At 70.9% G+C, this 18550-nt stretch carries 13 protein-coding genes; 4 read left to right on the plus strand and 9 right to left on the minus strand.

The window, feature by feature from the left end; translation table 11 throughout:
• Positions 1-73: 73 nt before the first annotated feature.
• The 4 genes from bpln_RS35050 to bpln_RS04325 form a co-directional block, all read right to left on the minus strand.
• Entirely contained in the window at positions 74-1099 is a 1026-nt protein-coding gene (locus bpln_RS35050) for an adenosine deaminase (RefSeq protein WP_042624139.1), read from the minus strand.
• Between the two features lie 18 nt (positions 1100-1117).
• Complete coding sequence (gene xdhC, locus bpln_RS35055) at positions 1118-2140, minus strand: xanthine dehydrogenase accessory protein XdhC (protein WP_055138161.1); 1023 nt, start codon at positions 2138-2140, stop codon at positions 1118-1120.
• A gap of 764 nt (positions 2141-2904) precedes the next feature.
• On the minus strand, positions 2905-3414 hold the full coding sequence (locus tag bpln_RS04320) for a disulfide bond formation protein B (protein WP_042624141.1): 510 nt from the start codon (positions 3412-3414) through the stop codon (positions 2905-2907).
• 150 nt (positions 3415-3564) lie between these two features.
• A complete protein-coding gene (locus bpln_RS04325; protein WP_055138162.1) occupies positions 3565-4941 on the minus strand; it encodes an amidase in 1377 nt (458 codons plus the stop codon).
• A gap of 284 nt (positions 4942-5225) precedes the next feature.
• Here bpln_RS04325 and bpln_RS04330 point away from each other — a divergent pair, with 284 nt between their 5' ends.
• The 3 genes from bpln_RS04330 (at position 5226) to tcuC (ending at position 9093) form a co-directional block, all read left to right on the plus strand.
• Complete coding sequence (locus bpln_RS04330) at positions 5226-6566, plus strand: gamma-glutamyl-gamma-aminobutyrate hydrolase family protein (protein ID WP_042624143.1); 1341 nt, start codon at positions 5226-5228, stop codon at positions 6564-6566.
• Positions 6567-6693: 127 nt separating this feature from the next.
• Positions 6694-7512, plus strand: coding sequence for a DUF2968 domain-containing protein (locus bpln_RS04335; RefSeq protein WP_244132083.1), 819 nt, complete (start codon positions 6694-6696; stop codon positions 7510-7512).
• Between the two features lie 282 nt (positions 7513-7794).
• Positions 7795-9093 (plus strand): MFS transporter, encoded by a 1299-nt coding sequence (gene tcuC / locus bpln_RS04340; protein WP_055138163.1) that lies wholly within the window; start codon positions 7795-7797, stop codon positions 9091-9093.
• A 206-nt stretch (positions 9094-9299) separates the two neighbouring features.
• Here tcuC and bpln_RS04345 read toward each other — a convergent pair whose 3' ends face one another.
• Positions 9300-11150: a tetratricopeptide repeat protein gene (locus bpln_RS04345; RefSeq protein WP_055138164.1), complete on the minus strand. Its 1851-nt coding sequence runs from the start codon at positions 11148-11150 to the stop codon at positions 9300-9302.
• Positions 11151-11291: 141 nt separating this feature from the next.
• Here bpln_RS04345 and bpln_RS04350 point away from each other — a divergent pair, with 141 nt between their 5' ends.
• Entirely contained in the window at positions 11292-12989 is a 1698-nt protein-coding gene (locus bpln_RS04350; RefSeq protein WP_055138165.1) for an FAD-dependent monooxygenase, read from the plus strand.
• Positions 12990-13205: 216 nt separating this feature from the next.
• Here the strand turns inward: bpln_RS04350 and bpln_RS04355 are convergent, their stop codons facing one another.
• From bpln_RS04355 to bpln_RS04370, 4 genes are read right to left on the minus strand one after another with little or no spacing between them, the layout of a single operon-like run.
• Complete coding sequence (locus bpln_RS04355; protein ID WP_042624147.1) at positions 13206-13463, minus strand: formate dehydrogenase subunit delta; 258 nt, start codon at positions 13461-13463, stop codon at positions 13206-13208.
• Positions 13464-13476: 13 nt separating this feature from the next.
• Positions 13477-16431 carry a formate dehydrogenase subunit alpha gene (gene fdhF / locus bpln_RS04360; protein WP_042624148.1) on the minus strand — a complete coding sequence of 985 codons (2955 nt, stop codon included), beginning with the start codon at positions 16429-16431 and terminating at the stop codon, positions 13477-13479.
• 12 nt (positions 16432-16443) lie between these two features.
• Positions 16444-18018, minus strand: a complete 1575-nt coding sequence (locus bpln_RS04365) for a formate dehydrogenase beta subunit (protein ID WP_055138166.1) — start codon at positions 18016-18018, stop codon at positions 16444-16446.
• The gene (locus bpln_RS04370; protein WP_042626434.1) at positions 18015-18503 is read right to left on the minus strand and encodes an NAD(P)H-dependent oxidoreductase subunit E; all 489 of its coding nucleotides are present in this window, start codon (positions 18501-18503) and stop codon (positions 18015-18017) included. The genes bpln_RS04365 and bpln_RS04370 overlap by 4 nt, the downstream gene beginning before the upstream one ends.
• Positions 18504-18550: the final 47 nt, after the last annotated feature.

Consider the following 18550-nt stretch of genomic DNA (forward strand, 5'->3'; position numbering starts at 1 on the left):
TATGGGGACGACGGTGCGTCCGCGCGATGCCGCGCGGAACGGATGCACCGGCCTCCTCGGCAGGACGTGGGCGTCATGCCGGATGCCAGTGCGAATCGAGTTGCGCGATCAGCGCGGCGCGTGCGGGCGCATCGACGAACGAGGCCTCGAAGCCGTTGCGGATCACGTTGTAGACCTCGCGTTCGTCGAGGCCGAGCGCCGCGACGGTGGCGAAGTAATTGTCATTGACGTAGCCGCCGAAGTAGGCCGGATCGTCGGAGTTGATCGTGACGGCCACGCCGCTGTCGAGCAGCAGCTTCAGCGTGTGCTTGGTCATGTCGTCGAACACGCGCAGCTTCAGGTTCGACAGCGGGCAGACCGTCAGCGCGATGCGCGAATCGGCGAGCCGCGCGATCAGCGCGGCGTCCTCGATGCTGCGCACGCCGTGATCGACGCGGTCCACCTTGAGCAGGTCGAGCGCCTCGACCACGTAGGCGGGCGGGCCTTCCTCGCCGGCATGCGCGACCAGCTTCAGGCCGCGCTCGCGCGCCTTCGCGAACACGCGCTCGAACTTGGAGGGCGGATGGCCGCGCTCGGACGAATCGAGCCCGACGCCGATCAGCCGGTGCGAATACCGGTCGAACAGCGGCAGCGCGGCTTCGTAGGTGGCGAGCGCGTCGTCCTCGGAGAGGTGGCGCAGGAAGCAGAGGATCAACCGGCTCGACAGGCCGCGCCGTTCGGCGTCGGCCAGCGCGCGGTCGATTCCGGCCACCACCGTCTCGATCGACACGCCGCGCTCCGTGTGGGTCTGCGGATCGAAGAAGATCTCGGTGTGGATCACGTTGTCGGCCAGCGCGCGCTCGACGTAGGCGGTCGTCATGTCGTAGAAGTCCTGCTCGTGCAGCAGCACGCTCGCGCCGGCGTAGTAGATGTCGAGGAACGACTGCAGATCGGTGAACGCGTAGGCCGCGCGCAGCGCCTCGATCGAGTCGTAGGCGAGCTTCACGCCGTTGCGCTCGGCGAGCTTGAAGATCAGTTCCGGCTCCAGCGAGCCTTCGATGTGGATGTGCAGCTCGGCCTTCGGGGCGAGCGCGATCTTGTTGCGGAAGTCAGGGGTCATGGCTTGTTTGTAGGTCGGTCAGATATGGGGGGAGGCCGCGTCGCCGTCCGCCCGGGCCGGGGCGGCGTGCGAGTCGACCACCTGCAGCAGTTGCGCGGCCACCGCGATCGCGATCGTCTCGGGGGCCTTGTCGACGATGCCTTCCACGCCGATCGGGCAGCGCATCCGCGCGGTCTGCGCGGGATCGATGCCGCTCGCGGCGAGGCGCTGATCGAACTGGATGCGCTTGCTGCGCGAGCCGATCATGCCGAAGTAGGCGTAGTCGCCGCGCCGCAGGATGTGCTGGGCCAGCACGAAGTCGAACGCGTGGTCGTGCGTCATCACCACGAAGTAGGTGTGCGGCGCGGCGTCGGCGATGGCGAGCTCGGGGGCGTCGAGCGCGTCCACCGTCAGGTTGTGGATGCCGGAGAGCGCCGCGGCGGGCGGGAACGGCGCGTCGCGCCCGTCGATCCAGCGCACCCGGCACGGCAGCGTCGCGAGCACGCGCACCAGCGCGGCCGAGGCGTGGCTCGCGCCGAACAGCATCACGGCGAAGGTGTGCGGCGCGATCGTCTCGGTCATCAGCGAGACGTCGCCGGTGGACCATAGCAGGCAGTCTGCGCGCGTCACGTCGGCCTCGGGTTCGCTCAGCGTCACCGGATCGGCCGCGGGGCCGAACGAGACGCTGCGCACGGTGGCGTTGCCGGCGGCCACGCGTTTGGCGAGCGAGGTGATCCAGCCGAGATCGGCGATGTCGAGCCGCTCGAAGCCGAGCGTCACGGCGCCGCCGCAGCACTGGCCGAGACTCGGCCCGAGCGCCATCCGTTCGAGCCGGCGCGCGTGCGGCAGGTGCGAGCCGTCCTTCAGCAGTTGCCGCGCGATCTCGATCGCCTTCCATTCCAGATGGCCGCCGCCGATCGTGTGGCGGGCGGTGTCGCGCGTGACGAGCATTTTGGTGCCGGCCTCGCGCGGCACCGAGCCTTCGGCGCGCGCGACGGTCACGAGCACGGCCGCTTCGCCGTGCGCGATCAGTTGCTGGGCATCGGTGAGCCAGGTTTCCATGGTTCGCCTCCGCGCTCAGGGCGCCGCCGCGCGGGCGGCGGGCGGCAGGTGGAGGGCGCGCGATGGGCGTGCTCGCCGCGCATGGAGGCCGGGACGGCCCGGGCCGGACGACGAGCCGGCCGGACGAGGCGCGCTGTCCGGCACGGTGCCTGTCGCGGGGGCGGACATCGCGTGAGCCGCACGGGCGTCGGCCCGCGCGGACTCGCGAACGGCGCTGCGCGGCCGGGGCGGCCGCGGCGCGGGAAGTCGATGCGCGGTGCGCACGACGGACGTGGCGCCACGAGGGCGGATACGGATGGTTTGCGTTGTCATGGTTCAACCAACAGGACATTGCGGATCAGGCGCGCGTTACGCTGGGCCAACCGGCCCGTCGCGCACGTAGATCGCCATCCGTTTTTCAAGATAGCACCGTCAATTTCAGGAAATATTTATCCTGGCTGATGCGGGCTATTCGGTGGCGATCATGTCGATCGTAGTACGACGCGCGCGAAGGCGTCGACGACGGCGGGCGTGAGGGCTGCCGGACCGGTGTCAGCGGGGCGCGGCGGGCGGGTGCCCGGGTGGTGGCGGACAGGCTGCAGCACGCCGCGCCGGGGCTGGGGTCGGGCTTAGGTGTTTACGCCGAACGGCGTGGTGGTCGGGCAAGCGGCGCGACGGCGGGCGTCGGGCACGAGGCCACGGCAGCCGGAACGGATGCGCGACGGAACGCGCGGCACGTTCGCGGCACGGCGGGAAGCCAGGCACGAAGCGCGCCGCGGCCGGGCTCAGATCGAGCGGCGGCGCTTGCGCAGCAGGCTCGTGCCGACCAGCACGAAGATCAGCACGAAGCCGATCAGTGCCCAGCCCGGCAGCAGGATGCCGAGGATCGGCGGATAGACGGTCTCGCAGAGGCCGCCGACCTTGAACACGCTCGGCAGCCATTGCGCGGGCGGCAGGCTGTCGACGATCGGCTGCAGCGTGTCGAACCCGCAGCTGAAGCCCGGGTGCAACTGGATCTGCAGGTGGCGCGCCGCGGTGCCGGCGCCGCCGAGCGCCGAGATCACGATCAGCAATTCGATCACGGCGAGGCTGCGGCGGCTGCGCAGGCCGGTGCCGAGGAACGAGAAGATCGCGATCAGCGCGAAGAAATAACGCTGGATGATGCAGAGCGGGCACGGGTCCTCGCCCTTCACGAACTGCAGGTACAGCGCCCCGGCCAGCAGGCCGACGCAGACGACGCCGAGCAGCGTCAGGAGGCGGCGCTCGTGGCGCAGCGACAGCGAGAAGTCGTTCATCGGTGGTCGGTCCCGAAAATGGAGTCGTCGGATTCTAGCGCGAACCCGGTGGCGATTTCGCGTGCATCGGCGAGTCGGGTGCGCTTTCGACGCGTGGCCCGCGCGGCGCCGTCCGGGTGGCTCGCCGGCTTTCGCCGCCGCGGCGGCGGATCAGCGGATCGCCGCGAGCACTGCTTCGATCGACTGGCCGATCGCGAGCAGCGCATCGTCGCGATGGGGCGCGGCCGCGACCATCAGGCCGACCGGCGCGCCGTCACGCGGATGGCATGGTACCGACAGCGCGCAGGCGTCGAGGAAGTTGAACGCGCTCGGATTGCGCAGGATCAGCGCGTTGGTGCGCGCGAACGCGGCGTCGTCGTGTTCGAGTTCGGCCATGCGCGGCGGCACGACCGGCACGGTCGGCGCGAGCACCGCGTCCACGCCCGACCAGAGCGTGCGGTCGGCCTCGTCGAGCATGGCCGCGCGGGCGGCGAGCAGGTCGAGATAATCGGCGGCCGAGGCGGGCTGGCCCTTCATGATGCGCACCAGCACGCGCGGGTCGTAGCTGTCGCGGCGGTGTTCGAGCAGCGGCCGGTGCCAGGCGTAGGCCTCGATCGACGGGAAGCCGAAGCGGTTGATGTCGGCGAGCCGCTCGAGCGGGGCGAAGCGCAGATCCGACAGGATCGCGCCGGCCGCCGCCAGATGCTCGAGCGCGGCGCTGAACGCGGCCGCCACCTCGGCGTCCATGCCGTCCGTCACATAATGATTGAGCACGCCGAGCCGCACGCCTTCGAGCGGGCGCGCGGCCGGCACGCGCGGCGCGAGCCCGGCGAGAATCCGGTCGACCAGCGCGCAGCAGGCGACCGACACGCCGATCGGGCCGAACGAGTCGAGCGTCGACGACAGCGGCACGCCGCCGTCCTTCGGCACCCGGCTCGCGGTCGGCTTGAAGCCGGTCAGCCCGCACAGCGCGGCCGGAATCCGGAGCGAACCGCCGGTGTCGGTGCCCAGCGCGACGGCCGCCATGCCGTCGGCCACCGAGGCGGCGGCGCCCGACGACGAGCCGCCGGCCACGCGCGCGTCGCCGGCCGCCTCGCGCCGGTATGGCGAGCGCGGCGTGCCGTAGTGCGGGTTCAGGCCGAGCCCCGAGAACGCGAATTCGCTCATGTTGGTGCGCCCGACCAGCACCGCGCCGGCCCGGCGCAGCCGCGCGACGGCCGGCGCGTCGGCCGTGGCCGGCGGTGCGTCGTCGAGCGCGCGCGAGCCGGCCCGCGTGACCTGGCCGACGATGTCGAACAGATCCTTGACCGACACCGGGATACCGGCCAGCGGCGACAGCACCGTGCCGGCCGCGCGCAGGCGGTCGTGCGCGTCGGCCGCCGCACGCGCCGTGTCGGCGTCGACGCTGGTGAACGCGATCGCGCCCTGGCCGTCGGGCGCGGCGATGCGGTCGAGCGCGGCGTCGACGAGCGCGCGGCTGGTCGTGCGGCCGGCCGCGAGATCGGCGGCCAGCGTGGCGAGCGGCGGGAAGGGGGCGAAAGTGGTCATGGCGGCGGGATGAAAGGTGGGCGAAGGGTGGATGGAGTCGGCCGGCGTCGCGCGGCTTGCGCGGTGTGCCGGCCCGCGGGCTGACTGACGATGGTAGGGGGATCGATCGCGGGCGTCCAGCCTGCGCGCCGGCGCGCTTCGCGCCGGCCGCCGCGGGTTCGATGCAGTTCCGGCAGCCGTTGCAACAATGTTGCGGAATGTGAGCCGGTTTGCCGCTGATCCTCTACTGACGGATAATGAATCCTCGTCGAACATTCGCGTGACAGACGCGCCAGACCATCGTCATGAGCGAAAACACGCCTCCCGCTCCGTCTTCCGGCGTTCGTCCGGAATCCCCCACGGCCACCGACATGGCCGATTCGATTGCCGCCTCCACACCCGCGCCCGAGCCACCGAAACTGTCGCCGGCCGTGTTCGCCGCGCAGATTCCCGCCGCGCAGGACGTTGCGGTCGAACCCGCCTTCGTCCCCGCCGATCCGCTCGCGGCCAGCTTGCCCGAGACGCCCGTCGCGGCGGCGCCGGGCGACGCCGGCCAGCCGGCCGGCGCGGCCGGTGTGACTTCCGCTGGTGTCGCGGCCGCCGGTGCGGCCACCGGCGTGGCAGGCGCCGCCGCGCAGGCTGGTGCCGCCACCGGCGGCGAGCCCGCGGCCGGCCAGGCCCGTGCCGGCTCGCCGCCGCCCGGCTTCGGCGCCGCGCCCGATTTCGAAACCGCCCGCCCGCCGCCCGCCTCGGCGCAGCCGGCCCCACCTGCCTACCTGAAGCGCAGCGACACGCCGTGGTCGGTATTCGGCCGCATCATCGCCGCGCGCGCGCGGCGGCTGTTCGACCGGGCCGGCCAGCGGATCACGCAGCGCACGCTGCGGATCGGCGTCTCGGCCCGGATCTTTCACCCCGAGCCCGGCGCGAGCGGCCTGCGCGGCAAGACGCTGCAATATCTCGAGGAATCGATCGCGCACTGGGTGATGTCGCGCGACGTTCTCGTGTTCATGATCCCGACCGTCGGCCATCAGGGCATGCTGCACCCGAGCAACATCCGGCTGCGCGATTACGCGAAGCATCTGGACGGGCTGCTGCTGCAGGGCGGCGCCGACGTGTCGCCGCAGACCTACGCGGAGTCCGACGCGCGCCCCGAATGGCCGGGCGACCGCGTGCGCGACATGTACGAGCTCGAGCTGCTGCACGAGTTCGTCGAGTCCGGCAAACCGGTGCTCGGCGTCTGCCGCGGCTGCCAGCTGATCAACGTCGCGTTCGGCGGCTCGCTCTACCAGGACATCGCCACCGACGTGCCGACGGCCGGCATCCACGTCAGCGAGCATTACGACCAGCACCGCCACGCGATCCGCTTCCCCGACAACTCGACGCTCGCGAACATGTTCCCGGGCCGCCGCGAGGCGATCGTCAACTCGATCCACCACCAGGCGATCCGCGATCTCGGCCGCGACCTGAACATCGAGGCCGTGTCGGCCGAGGACGGCATCATCGAGAGCATTCGCTATCGCCGCGCGCCGTTCGTGGTGGGCGTGCAGTGGCACCCCGAGTTCCATCGCGCGGGCGGCGCCGAGCTGCTCGACTGCACGCCGCTGCTCGACACGTTCCTGCGCGCCGCTCGCGAGACGCGGCTGTAACGGCGGCCCGGCCGTTTCCTGCCGCGTTCTGCCGCGGCAATTTGCCGGCCGACCCGCGTTCGCGGGCGGCCGGCGCGCGATTCGGGCGATAATCGCGCGTCCTCTTTCCTCGTTCAGGAGCCTCAGCTTGAGTACGCGCAGCAGGGTTGCCCGCCTCATCGGACGGACGCTTCCGGGCGCCGCGCTGGCCGCGATCGCGATCTGCGGCGCGCACGCGCTGGCCGCCGAGGCCACGGATGCCGCGGATGCCGATACGGCGGCCACCGCGTCTTCGGCTTCATCGCGGCCCGCCGCCGATGCGTCCGCTGCCGTCGATACCACGCCGCCGCCCGATTCCTCGCCGCCCGTGGCCGGCACGCGCCCCGACGTCACGACGCTGACGGCCGGTGACGGCGAAGGCCGCGCCGCGCCGTCGCCGCTCGCCGCCGGCGACGCGCAGGGCGACGTGGCCGAGCTGATGCGGATGTTGCGCGATCACCAGCTCACGGAGATGCGCACGACCTACAACGGCAGCTACGGCGCGAGCCTGCTGTTCTATCCGCAGGAGATGACCTATTACGTCGCGCTGTTCCAGGACAAGCATTTCTGGCGCGTGGTCAAGTCGCAGGAGCGTCCGCGCGCGGAGATGATCTACCAGAACTTCGCGGACCAGACCGTCCAGCTGTCCGACATCGAGCTGCGGCGCACCGAGCTGGCCGCGCAGAAGCGGTTTCTCGAGCGCGTGATCGGCCTGTCCGAGGATCATGCCAAGCGCCTGCGGGCCGACCTTGGCATCGCGCGCGAGCAGCAGGCACAGATCGAGGCGCGGCGGCAGGCGGCGCAGGATCAGGCGCAGGCGCTCGCGGTCGAGGAGCGTGCTTCGGCGGCGCGGCTGCACGAACTGCAGCGGCGCGTGCGACGGCTGCAGCAACAGAACGAGAACGGGCTCGCGCCGGACGCGCAGTGAGTCGGCGGCCAAAGCTGACGATCCGGTTTCATGCGTGGCGCCGTTTGCGATTCGCGTAATCGATTCGAAAGCATCGCCGCGCCGCTCATCACTTCCCCGCATATCCCACGGCGACGTTTTGCGCGACACTGCGGTACAGTCGGCAGACCCCGGCCGGCCGCGCGGCGACGCTCGTCGCGCGGCGCGATGCCGGTCCGCCACCGCATTCGGCCGCCGTGCCAGCTTCGGCCACCTCGCGGCGGCGCACGCGCTGCGCCGCGCCATGCTCTATCGAGATCAATCATGTCAACTGCGACTCACACGCAAGTCAACCAGGAATCCAAGGCCCGCACCGTGTTCCGCGTGGTCAGCGGCAACTTCCTGGAAATGTACGACTTCATGGTCTACGGCTACTACGCCTCGGCGATCGCCAAGACCTATTTCCCGAACGGCGACGCGTTCGCCTCGCTGATGCTGTCGCTGTCGGTGTTCGGCGCCGGCTTCCTGGTGCGCCCGATCGGCGCGATCGTGCTCGGTGCGTACATCGACCACCATGGCCGCCGCAAGGGGCTGATCCTCACGCTGGGCCTGATGGCGCTGGGTACGCTCACGGTCGCGACCGTGCCCGGCTACGCGACCATCGGCGTGCTCGCGCCGATCCTCGTGCTGCTCGGGCGGCTGTTGCAGGGCTTCTCGGCCGGGGTCGAGCTCGGCGGCGTGTCGGTCTACCTGTCGGAGATCGCGACCAAGGGCAACAAGGGCTTCTATACGTCGTGGCAATCTGGCAGCCAGCAAGTGGCGGTGGTGTTCGCGGCGCTGGTCGGCGTGCTGCTGCACAGCGTGCTGCCCGTCGAGCAGATGACGGCCTGGGGCTGGCGCGTGCCGTTCCTGATCGGCTGCCTGATCGTGCCGTTCCTGTTTCTGATCCGCCGCTCGCTGAAGGAAACCGACGAGTTCCTCGCCAGGCGCCACCGCCCGAGCATGGGCGAGATCATGCAGTCGATGGCGCAGAACTGGGGGGTGGTGCTGGCCGGGATGGGCATGGTGATCATGACCACCGTGTCGTTCTACATGATCACCGCCTATACGCCGACCTTCGGCAAGGAGGAACTGCACCTGTCGTCCGTCGATGCGCTGATCGTGACGGTCTGCGTCGGCCTGTCGAACCTGCTCTGGCTGCCGCTGTCGGGCAGCGTGTCGGACCGCATCGGCCGCCGGCCGGTGCTGATCACGTTCACGGTGCTGACGCTGCTGACCGCCTATCCGGCCGTGCAGTGGCTGGTGGCCGAGCCGTCGTTCATGCGGCTGCTGATCGTCGAGCTGTGGCTGTCGTTCCTGTACGGTTCGTACAACGGCGCGATGGTGGTCGCGCTGACCGAGGTGATGCCGGCCGACGTGCGCACCGCCGGCTTCTCGCTCGCCTACAGCCTCGCGACGACGATCGGCGGCTTCACGCCGGCGATCTCGACGCTGCTGATCCACGAGACCCACAACAAGGCGGCACCGGGGCTGTGGCTCGGCGTGGCCGCGATCTGCGGGCTGATCGCGACGCTGGTGCTGTATCGCACGCCGGAGTCGCGCCGGCAGTACAAGGCGGTTTGACGACAGGCGCCGCGATTTTCCGCGGCGGGAAGTGAGGCAAGGGGAGCGCCGTGGCGCTCCCTTTTGTTTTGGGACGAATGCCGCCGCGGCATGCCTTGTGCCTGCCGGAGAACGCTCGGCCCGACCGACCCGGGCATGAGGCAGGGCAAGCGACTTCGCCTGGCTTCATCGGCGCGCTGCGGCAAGGGGCAGGAAATCCGGCGGAACTAGCCCGCCTCGACGCGCCGGGCCACGGCCGCCACCACCGCGTCCCACGCGCCGGGCGCCGGCTGGCGAAACAGTTCGGCGCGCGGGTACCAGGGACTCTCGTCGCCGGTGAACCAGCGCCAGTCGGCGGCGAACGCCAGCATCAGCCAGAGCGGCTTGCCGAGCGCGCCGACCAGGTGCGCGACGGCGGTGTCGATCGACACCACGCCGTCGAGCCGGTCGATCAGCGCTGCGGTGGACGCGAACTCGTCGAGGCCGTCCACGGTGTGGATGCGCGCGCGCTGCGGATGCGCATCGAGCGCGGCGCGATCAGCGCCCGACAGGTTCGGCTGCAGCACGATCCAGTCGACGCCGGCGATTGCGAACAGCGGCGCGAGCGCAGCCAGCGGCACCGCGCGATTCTCCTGCACCTGCTGCCGGCCGGACCAGACGATGCCGAGCTTGCGCTTCGACTGGCCGCCGAGCGAACCGCGAAAGCGCCGCCGCGCGGTTTCCGGCACCGCGAGATAGGGCGTGCGCGACGGAATTTCGGCGAAGCCGATGCCGAGCGCGTGGGGCAGGCTCAGCAGCGTGCAGCCGAGATCGGCGTCCTGCCGCGCGCGCGCCGACGCGCCGGCCGCGACCACCGACACGCGCCAGCTTCGCGCGAGCGGCTCCATCAGCGAGAGCAGTTCCGGCTGCACCTCGAGCACGAGCCGCGCGCAGCGCGCGCGAGCGAGCGGCACGAAACGCGCGAATTGCAGCGTATCGCCGAAGCCCTGTTCGGCGCGCACGAACAGCGTGCGCGATTCGATCGGCTCGCCGCGCCACATCGGCAGGCCGCCCGGGTCGGGCGCGCCGGGCAGCGCGTGCCGCGCCTCGTAGTCGGGCAGGCCGCGCGCGAAATCGCCGAGCGTGAGCAACGTGACCGCGCGATGCATGCGCGCCAGCGTGTGGCCGGGCACCAGCCGCAGCGCCTGGTCGAACGCGCGCAGCGCCAGTTCGTGCGCGCCGAGCGCGTGATGCGCAGTGCCGAGGTTCAGCCAGCCGAGCACGAGCGACGGGTCGAGGCCGATTGCACGCTCGTAGCGCGCGCGCGCCTCGGCATGGCGGCCAAGCGCGGCGAGCGCGTTGCCGAGCCCGAGCAGCGCGACCGGGAACGCCGGATGCAGCGCCAGCGCCTGCTCGAACGCGTGGACGGCCTCGGCGTGGCGGCCCACCGCGTCGAGCGTGTTGCCGAGGTTGAAGTGGGCGGCCACGAAGCGCGGCTCGGCGGCGAGCGCGGCGCGGAAATGGCCGACCGCCTCGTCGACGCGGCCGAGCGCCGAGAGCGCCATGCCCAGATTGTTGTGCGCGCCCGCATGGCCCGGGCGCAGTTCGAGCGCGCGCCGGAACGCGGCGAGCGCGTCGTCGTGGCGGCCGAGCGCGTTCAGCGCGTTGCCGAGATTGTTGTGGATCGACGCGTCGCCGGGCGTGAGCCGCAGCGCGCGCTCGAACGCGGCCGCGGCGTCCTCGTGGCGCGCCTGCGCCGCGTAAGCGTTGCCGAGGTTGTAGTGGGCGAGCGGGAAATCGGGCGCGAGCGAGAGCGCGTTGCGGAACCGCACGATCGCGTCGTCGAGCCGGCCGAGCGCCTTCAGCGCGTTGCCGAGGTTGAGCTGCAGCGCGGCGTCGTTCGGGCGAAGCTCGACGGCGCGGCCGACCAGCTCGGCCGCCTCGTGGTTCTGCCCCTGCTGGTGGCGCAGCACGCCGAACAGGTGCAGCGCGTCGGCATCGGCGGGGTTGGCCGCGAGCGCTGCGCGGTAGTCGCGCTCGGCATCGGCCAGGCGCCCCGCGCGGTGCGCCGCGAACGCGCGATCGAAAACGGTTTCCATGACGCAAGACTGACGGGAAAGCGGCATTTTCCCATAACCGCGGCGCCGGTCCGCCCATTTACGGGTCGGCCGTTCGGCATATGGTCCGGGCGCGGCGGCCGGCGTAGACTGGGGACCGTTGTGTTTCGCGGAGGCCGCCACATGCTTGCTGTTCCTCTCGATCTCGCGCCGGTGCTGGTGGTCGGCGCCGGGCCGACCGGCCTCGCCGCCGCGCTGTCGCTCGCGCGTGCGCAGGTCCCCGTGCGCATCATCGACGCCGCGCCGCGGCCCGGCCGCTTTTCACGCGCGATCGGCATCCAGGCGCGCACGCTCGAACTGTTCGAGCAGCACCGGATCGTCGAGCCGTTTCTCGCGCTCGGCCATCGTGCGCGTCTCGCGCATCTGCATTCGGGTGGCCGGCGCATCGCCGCGCTCGATTTCGACCCGCTGCAGACGCGCTATCCGTATCTGCTGATGCTCGACCAGACCGAGACCGAGCGGATCCTCACCGAGCAGCTGGCCGGGCTCGGCGTCATGATCGAACGCGGCGTCACGCTCACGCGCTGCCGCCAGGAGGGCGACATGACGCGCGTCTCGCTGCGGCACGGCGACGGGCGCGAGGAAGCGGTCGAGCCGCCCTACCTGATCGCCGCCGACGGCGCGCACAGCACGGTGCGCCATCAGCTCGGCGCCGGTTTTGCCGGGCATGCGTTCGAGCAGACCTTCCTGCTCGCCGATTTCTCCGCCGCGCCGGACTGGCCCGACGACGAGATCCACCTGTTCGCCACGCACGACGGGCTCGCGGGAATGCTGCCGCTAGGCGGCGGCCGCTATCGGCTCGTGGCGGACCGGCCGCCGGGCAGCGGCGACAGCGGCAACGGTCTCGGCGGCGAACCCGATGCGGGCGGGCGCGCGGGCCATGCCGGCGATGCCGGTACGGCTGCGGCCGCTGCGCCTTCGCTCGAGACTTGCCGCGAGATCGTTCGCACGCGCATCGACGCCGAACTGACGATCGACGAGCTCGTCTGGTCCTCGTATTTCCACCTGAACAGCCGCATGGTCGAGCAGCTGCGCCTCGGCCGCGTGCTGTTCGCGGGCGACGCGGCTCACGTCCACAGCCCGGCCGGCGCGCAGGGAATGAACACGGGCATCCAGGAGGCGTTCAATCTCGGCTGGAAGCTCGCGCGCGTGCTGAAGGCCGGTGCGCCCGAGCGGCTGCTCGACAGCTATCACGCCGAGCGCCACCCGATCGAGCGCGACGTACTGCGCCAGACGAGCTTCATCACGCAAGTCGTCGAGGCCGATCGCGGCCCGCTGAAGCTGCTGCGCGAGCATCTGGTGCCGGTGCTCGCGTCGCTCGGGCCGGTGCGCGACGCGCTGCGCCGCTCGGTCAGCGAACTCGCGGTGCAGTATCGGAAGAGCCCGTTGACGCTCGAACGCGTGCTCGACGGCGGTCCGCGCGCCGGCGAGCGCGCGCCCGACGCGCTGCTGCGCGTCCATGACGGGCCGCTCGGGCAGGCCCCGGGCATCGCGCGCCTGTTCGACCTGCATGACCCGGCGCACTTCACGCTGCTGACGATCGAGGCGCCCGAGCAGGCGGCCGAAGGCGACCCGGACGACCGTGAACTGGCGGCCGCGCTCGATCGCCTGATGCCGGGCGCGATTCGTCACTGGCGCGTGACCGAGGCCGACTTGCCGGGCGCGCCGCCGCTCGGCGACGTCTACGGCCATACGCTGCCGAGCGTCTATCTGTTGCGCCCGGATGGCTATATCGCCGCGCGCGGGCGGCCCGCGTCCGATGCGAACGCGCTGCTGCGACATTGCGAGATGTGGTTCGCGGCGGCGAACCGGCACGCCTGATGATGCTGCCGGCGGCGGGGGGCGGTATCGACAGGAGGGCGTGGACGGCGGCATCCGCGGCGGCGCGGCGCTCGACGTCATGGCGCGGCGAGCGCCGCAATGAAACGCGCGGAACGGCACGCACCGCGCTACGCGCGGTACATGCCATTGCGCCCTGAAGGCAGCGGGCCAGCCGTTGCCGGGCGAGCCCGTCGCGGGGACAACCCGCGATTCAGCTCAAGCCGCCGGCGACACCATCGGCTCGAGCGCCGTGCGATGCGTGAGCAGCGCCTCGCGCACGACCGGCAGCAAGGCGCGGGCGGCCTCGTCGCCGCCCGCGTCGTCGAGCGCCGCGAGCAGCGTGCGGCGCATGCGCGGTTCCCAGAAGCGCCGGATGTGATCGGCGATGCCGTTCACTGCTTCGTCGTGGTCCGGCATCGATCCGAAGAACGTGCCGATCTGGTTCGCCATCGTGATCAGGTGATCGACTTTCATCGTGTCCTCGTACTCACTTGCCCGAGCCGACCGGCACGGCCGTCGCATCGCGCTGCCGCAGCAGGTCGATCTGCTCGGCGTTGAACCGCGAATACTGGCGCTGCCATTCCGACGGCTGCGTGACGGGCAGCACCTGCACCGCCGTCACCTTGTACTCGGGGCAGTTGGTGGCCCAGTCCGAGCTGTCGGTCGTGATCACGTTCGCGCCCGATTCGGGGAAGTGGAACGTGGTGTAGACCACGCCCGGTTGCATCCGGTCGGAGACCAGCGCGCGCAGCACGGTCTGTCCCGCGCGCGACTCGATGCCGACCCAGTCGCCGGTGTCGATGCCGCGCTCCTCGGCGTCGTGCGGATGGATCTCGAGGCGGTCCTCGTCGTGCCAGTGGACGTTCTCGGTGCGCCGCGTCTGCGCGCCGACGTTGTATTGCGAGAGGATCCGCCCGGTGGTCAGGATCAGCGGATAGCGCGCGTTGACCTTCTCCGGCGACGCCACGAACTGCGTGATCACGAAGCGGCCCTTGCCGCGCACGAAGCTGTCGATGTGCATGGTCGGCGTGCCTTCCGGCGCGTCGTCGTTGCACGGCCACTGGATGCTGCCGAGCTGGTCGAGCTTCGCATACGAGACGCCCGAGAAGGTCGGCGTGAGCGAGGCGATCTCGTCCATGATCTCGGACGGATGCGTGTAGTGCATCTCGTAGCCGAGCGCGCGGGCCAGCAGCAGCGTCACCTCCCAGTCCGCGTAGCCGGCCAGTGGCGGCATCACGCGGCGCACGCGCGAGATGCGGCGCTCCGCGTTGGTGAACGTGCCGTCCTTCTCGAGGAAGGTCGAGCCCGGCAACAGTACGTGCGCGTATTTCGCGGTTTCGTTGAGGAAGATGTCCTGCACCACGATGCATTCCATCGACGACAGCGCGGCCGCCACGTGCTGCGTGTTCGGGTCCGACTGCACGATGTCCTCGCCCTGGCAGTAGAGGCCCTTGAAGCTGCCGTCGAGCGCCGCGTCGAACATGTTCGGAATCCGCAGGCCCGGCTCGGGCTGCAGCGTCGCCGACCAGGCCGCCTCGAACTGCGCGCGCACCGTCGAATCGCCGATGTGGCGGTAGCCGGGCAGCTCGTGCGGGAACGAGCCCATGTCGCACGAACCCTGCACGTTGTTCTGGCCGCGCAGCGGGTTGACGCCCACGCCCTCGCGGCCGACGTTGCCGGTGGCCATCGCGAGGTTCGCGATGCCCATCACCATGGTCGAGCCCTGCGCGTGCTCGGTCACGCCGAGCCCGTAGTAGATCGCCGCGTTGCCGCCCGTCGCATAGAGCCGCGCGGCCAGGCGCACCTGCTCGGCCGGCACGCCGGTGATCGCCTCGTTGGTTTCCGGCGAGTTTTCCTCGCGTGCGGCGAACTCGCGCCATTGCTCGAATGCGCGCGACTCGCAGCGCTCGGCGATGTAGGCCTCGTCGAGCAGTCCCTCGGTGACGATCACGTGCGCGAGCGAGTTGATCATCGCGACGTTGGTGCCCGGCCGCAGCTGCAGGTGATGCGAAGCCTTCACGTGCGCGCCGTCGACGATGTCGATGCGGCGCGGGTCGATCACCACCAGCTTCGCGCCTTCGCGTACACGCCGCTTCAGGCGCGAGCCGAATACCGGGTGGCCGTCGGTCGGGTTCGCGCCGATCACGACGATCACGTCGGCCTTCGAGATCGAGGCGAAGGTCTGCGTGCCGGCCGATTCGCCGAGCGTCGTCTTGAGGCCATAACCGGTCGGCGAGTGGCACACGCGCGCGCAGGTGTCGACGTTGTTGTTGCCGAACGCGGCACGCACCAGCTTCTGCACGAGGTAGGTTTCCTCGTTGGTGCAGCGCGACGAGGTGATGCCGCCGATCGAGTCGCGGCCGTATTGCTGCTGCAGCTGGCGGAAGCGCGAGGCGGCGTAGCCGATCGCCTCGTCCCAGCTCACCTCGCGCCACGGGTCGGTGATCTTCTCGCGGATCATCGGCTTGGTGATGCGGTCCTTGTGGGTGGCGTAGCCCCAGGCGAAGCGGCCCTTCACGCAGGCGTGCCCCTCGTTGGCGAGGCCGTTCTTGTGCGGCGTCATGCGCACCACCTGCGAGCCCTTCATCTCGGCCTTGAACGAGCAGCCCACGCCGCAATAGGCGCAGGTGGTCACGACCGAGTGCTCGGCCTGGCCGAGGAACGTGACGCTCTTCTCCTGCAGCGTCGCGGTCGGGCAGGCGGCCACGCAGGCGCCGCACGACACGCATTCCGATTCCATGAACGTGCCGCTCTCGCCGGCCGCGACGCGCGATTCGAAGCCGCGCCCCGCGATCGTCAGCGCGAAGGTGCCCTGGGTTTCCTCGCAGGCACGCACGCAGCGGTTGCAGACGATGCACTTCGACGGGTCGTAGCTGAAGTACGGGTTCGACTCGTCCTTCTGCGCCTGCAGGTGGTTGTCGCCGCCGAAGCCGTAGCGCACCTCGCGCAGCCCGACCACGCCGGCCATGTCCTGCAGCTCGCAGTCGCCGTTGGCGGGGCAGGTCAGGCAGTCTAGCGGGTGATCGGAGATGTAGAGCTCCATCACGTTGCGGCGCAGCTTCTGCAGCCGGTCGCTCTGGGTGCGCACCTTCATGCCCGCCTCGACGGGCGTGGTGCAGGAAGCCGGCGTGCCGCGCCGCCCCTCGATCTCGACGAGGCAGAGCCGGCACGAGCCGAACGGTTCGAGCGAGTCGGTCGCGCAGAGCTTCGGCACGTTCACGCCGGCCTCGATCGAGGCGCGCATCACCGAGGTGCCGGCCGGCACCGTCACGGCCTGGCCGTCGATCTCGAGCGTGACGTCGGTATCCGAATGGCGGAACGGCGTGCCGTAGTCGGTGTCGTCGAACGGATCGCGGCGTGCCTGCGCGGCGCTCTTGCAGGCGCAGTTGCCGGAGCCGCAGCCGCCGGCGGGGGCGCTGCTGTCGAATGCTTGGGTGGACATCGTGGTCTCCTGTCAGGCCGCGGCTTTTGACGCCACGGGGGCGCCGGCGAGGCCGAAATCTTCCGGAAAATGATCGAGCGCGGACAGCACCGGGTACGGCGTCATCCCGCCCATCGCGCAGAGCGAGCCGGCCATCATCGTGTCGCACAGATCGCGCAGCAGGTGGACCTGCTTCTCGGACGTGTCGCCGCCGCGGATGCGCGCGATGGTCTCGACGCCGCGCGTCGAGCCGATCCGGCACGGCGTGCATTTGCCGCACGATTCGAGGACGCAGAACTGCATCGCGTATTCGGCGAGTTCGGCCAGGTTCGAGGTGTCGTCGTGCAGCACGATGCCGCCGTGTCCGACCACCGCGCCGACGGCCGCATAGGCTTCGTAGTCGAGCGGAATGTCCCACTGGCTCTCGGGCAGGTAGGTGCCGAGCGGGCCGCCCACCTGCGCGGCGCGCGCCGGGCGGCCGCTCGCGGTGCCGCCGCCGAACTCGAACAGCAGTTCGCGCAGCGTCACGCCGAACGCGAGCTCGACAAGGCCGCCCTGGCGGATGTTGCCGGCCAGCTGGAACGGCAGCGTGCCCCGCGAGCGGCCCATGCCGTAGTCGCGATAGAACGCGGCGCCGCGCGCGAAGATGATCGGCGCGGTGGCCAGCGTGATCACGTTGTTGATCACGGTCGGCTGGCCGTGCAGGCCTTCGAGCGCCGGCAGCGGCGGCTTGGCGCGCACCACGCCGCGCTTGCCTTCGAGCGATTCGAGCAGCGCGGTTTCCTCGCCGCACACGTAGGCGCCGGCGCCTTTCGCGACCTCGAGCTCGAACGCGGGGCCCGAGCCGAGCACGCTCTCGCCGAGCCAGCCGGCCGCGCGGGCCCGCGCGATCGCCTCGTCGAGCGCCGCGATCGCGTGCGGATACTCGCTGCGCACGTAGATATGGCCGCGCGTCGCGCCCGTCACCACGCCGGCGATGATCATCCCTTCGATCAGGCAGTACGGATCGCTTTCCATGATCAGGCGGTCCGAGAACGTGCCCGAATCGCCCTCGTCGGCGTTGCAGACCACGTATTTCTGCGCGGCGCGCGCCTGGCGCACCGTGCGCCACTTGATGCCGGCCGGGAACGCGGCGCCGCCGCGTCCGCGCAGGCCCGATTCGATCAGTTCCTCGCAGGCCGCGGCGCCGTCGAGCGTGAGCGCGCGTTTCAGGCCGTCGAGGCCGCCGTGCGAGAGATAATCGTCGATCGACAGCGGATCGGTGATGCCGATTCGCGCGAAGGTCAGGCGCTGCTGGCGTTTGAGCCAGGGCAGCTCGTCGACGAGGCCGACGCGCGACGGGTGCTCGCCGCCTTCGAGCCAGCCGGCGTCGAACAGCGCGCCGACGTCGGCGGCCGACAGGTTCGCGTAACCGACGCGGCCGGCCGGCGTGGCGATCTCGACCAGCGGTTCGAGCCACAGCAGGCCGCGCGAGCCGTTGCGCACGAGATCGATGGCAATGCCGCGCGCGGCGGCCTCGGCCGCGATCGCGCGGGCCAGCGCCTCGGCGCCGACCGCCAGCGCGGCGGAATCGCGCGGCACATGAATGCGGACGACGGGCTGGCTCATGCGGGCTCCTTCTGGTCGGCGGCGGTGTCGGCGACGGCCGCGGCGAGCAGCGCGTCGAAGCGCGCCGGGTTCAGGCGTGCGTGCGGCTCGCCGTTGATCATCGCGGACGGCGACTGCGCGCAGAAGCCGAGGCAGTAGACCGATTCGAGCGCGACGTCGCCGTCGTGCCCGGCATCGATCCGGCAACCGGTGCGCGCCTGCGCGTGCTCGACCAGCGCCTCGCCGCCGAGGCTGCGGCAGGCCTCGGCGCGACACAGCTGGATCGTCACGCGCGCGGGCGGCGTGGTGCGGAAATGGTGGTAATAGGTGAGCACGCCATGCACTTCGGCGCGCGACAGGTTCAGCGCTTTCGCAAGCGGCGGCACGCAGCCCTCGGGCACGTAGCCGGCTTCATCCTGAATCGCGTGCAGAATTGCCACGAGCGATTGACCGGCGCGCGCATGTCGCAAGACAAGCGCGTCCGCTGAAACGGGGGATGGGGACATCCTGAGCTCCTCCAGGTCCATATGCTCGGAATTTCATATATCCGGGC

It is taken from the genome of Burkholderia plantarii, from assembly GCF_001411805.1.
Lineage (GTDB): Bacteria > Pseudomonadota > Gammaproteobacteria > Burkholderiales > Burkholderiaceae > Burkholderia > Burkholderia plantarii.

What these genes read in the sequence shown, in the direction of transcription:
- bpln_RS35050 (WP_042624139.1), bottom strand. Translation starts at nt 1,099, where the DNA reads ATGACCCCTGACTTCCGCAACAAGATCGCGCTCGCCCCGAAGGCCGAG.
- bpln_RS04320 (WP_042624141.1), bottom strand. Translation starts at nt 3,414, where the DNA reads ATGAACGACTTCTCGCTGTCGCTGCGCCACGAGCGCCGCCTCCTGACG.
- xdhC (WP_055138161.1), bottom strand. Translation starts at nt 2,140, where the DNA reads ATGGAAACCTGGCTCACCGATGCCCAGCAACTGATCGCGCACGGCGAA.
- bpln_RS04355 (WP_042624147.1), bottom strand. Translation starts at nt 13,463, where the DNA reads ATGAAAGTCGATCACCTGATCACGATGGCGAACCAGATCGGCACGTTC.
- fdhF (WP_042624148.1), bottom strand. Translation starts at nt 16,431, where the DNA reads ATGTCCACCCAAGCATTCGACAGCAGCGCCCCCGCCGGCGGCTGCGGC.
- bpln_RS04370 (WP_042626434.1), bottom strand. Translation starts at nt 18,503, where the DNA reads ATGTCCCCATCCCCCGTTTCAGCGGACGCGCTTGTCTTGCGACATGCG.
- tcuC (WP_055138163.1), top strand. Translation starts at nt 7,795, where the DNA reads ATGTCAACTGCGACTCACACGCAAGTCAACCAGGAATCCAAGGCCCGC.
- bpln_RS04350 (WP_055138165.1), top strand. Translation starts at nt 11,292, where the DNA reads ATGCTTGCTGTTCCTCTCGATCTCGCGCCGGTGCTGGTGGTCGGCGCC.
- bpln_RS04345 (WP_055138164.1), bottom strand. Translation starts at nt 11,150, where the DNA reads ATGGAAACCGTTTTCGATCGCGCGTTCGCGGCGCACCGCGCGGGGCGC.
- bpln_RS04365 (WP_055138166.1), bottom strand. Translation starts at nt 18,018, where the DNA reads ATGAGCCAGCCCGTCGTCCGCATTCATGTGCCGCGCGATTCCGCCGCG.
- bpln_RS04330 (WP_042624143.1), top strand. Translation starts at nt 5,226, where the DNA reads ATGAGCGAAAACACGCCTCCCGCTCCGTCTTCCGGCGTTCGTCCGGAA.
- bpln_RS04325 (WP_055138162.1), bottom strand. Translation starts at nt 4,941, where the DNA reads ATGACCACTTTCGCCCCCTTCCCGCCGCTCGCCACGCTGGCCGCCGAT.